This is a genomic window from Acidocella sp. MX-AZ02, assembly GCF_000306035.1.
In the GTDB taxonomy this organism is placed as follows: Bacteria; Pseudomonadota; Alphaproteobacteria; order Acetobacterales; family Acetobacteraceae; genus Acidocella; species Acidocella facilis.
Map to the genome: position 1 here is coordinate 1,356,058 of NZ_JH976207.1, position 1,464 is coordinate 1,357,521.

The window sequence follows — 1,464 nt, forward strand, 5'->3', positions numbered from 1 at the left end:
GCCGGCCCCGAACCCGAACGCCTCGCCCTCCAACGCCGCCGGCTCCGCCGACGCGCTGGCCGCGATGGGCGATGCCTATTACACCGGCCATGGCGTGCCGCAGGATTACGCCACCGCCGCCAGCTGGTATGGCCGCGCCGCACCTCTGGGCAATGAGGATGCGCAATATCGCCTGGCGGTGATGTACCAGACTGGCACCGGCGTGGCTGCCGATGCCCAGGCCGCCGATTACTGGTTCGCCAAGGCCGCCAATCAGGGCAATCCCGATGCCGCGCTGGCACTCGGCAACGCCTATACCAACGGCACCGGCGTGCCCAAGGACGATGCCAAGGCCAGCGAATGGTTCGCCAAGGCCGCCGATGCCGGCAATGCCGAGGCGCAGAACAGCCTGGGCTATAATTACAATGCCGGGCTGGGCGTGAAGCAGGATTACACCAAGGCGGCGCAATATTTCACCGAAGCCGCGCAGCAGGGCAATGTGAAGGCGCAGTTCAATCTCGGCAATTACTACGCCCATGGCTATGGCGTGCCGCAGAGCGATGTTCTGGCCGCACAATGGTGGCAGAAAGCCGCCGAACGCAACAATGCCGACGCCCAGGACGCGCTCGGCAACGCCTATGCCTATGGCGCCGGGGTGCCGGCCAATCCCGGCAAGGCCGCCTATTGGTGGCAGCGCGCCGCCGCGCAAGGCAACAAGCAAGCCCAGTTCAGCCTGAGCCAGGCTCTCTCGACGGGGAGCGGAGTGAAACGCGATGCACAGAAATCTGCCTACTGGTTGCTGCTCGCCACGGCGCCCTAATTTGCTGCGCCTGGGCCTGGCCGCCGCTTCCTGCCTGATGCTTGGCGCCTGTGCGACGCCGCGGCAGACCAGCCAGTTCGCCCCAGGCAATGACACGCTCAACGTCGCCGATGCCGCCATCGCCGGCGGCAACCCGCAGATGGCGCTGAAAATCGCGCAATCCACCCTGGCGCAGAACCCGCACGATGAGCAGGCACTCTATCACGAGGGCGCGGCCTATTATGCGATGGATCGCTGCGAGGATTCCATCGCCGCTTACAGGCTGGCGCTGGGGCAGAACCCGCATTCCTCCGAAGCCCAGACCGGGATCGGACGCTGCCTGATCCGCCGCAACGCGCCGGAGGCGGAGCGCGCCTTCGCCGCCGCGGTGGCGGATGACCCGCAAAATGCCAACGCGCAGAGCGATCTCGGTGTGGCCCGGGCGCTGAGCGGCAATGCCGCCGGGGCGGTGGCGCCGTTGCAGCAGGCGCTGCTGCTCGCCCCCGGGAACATCGCCACCGAGGTCAATCTCGGCATGGCGCTGGCGCTGTCCGGCAACAGCGCCGATGCGCTGCAATATCTGGGGCCGCTGGCGATCTCCGATAACGCCACCCCGAAAATCCGCGCCGATTACGCGCTGGCTTTGGTCGGCAGCGGCCGCGCGGAGGAGGCGCGGCAGGTGCTGG

Annotated in this window: 2 protein-coding genes; both read left to right on the plus strand. The window is 67.4% G+C overall.

Annotated features, from left to right (window positions below):
• On the plus strand, positions 1–799 hold a 799-nt coding region (locus MXAZACID_RS06655; protein WP_008493431.1), incomplete at its 5' end, for a tetratricopeptide repeat protein.
• Positions 800–836: 37 nt separating this feature from the next.
• Positions 837–1,464, plus strand: a 628-nt coding sequence (locus MXAZACID_RS06660) for a tetratricopeptide repeat protein (RefSeq protein ID WP_205619745.1), incomplete at its 3' end; no start/stop codon positions are given.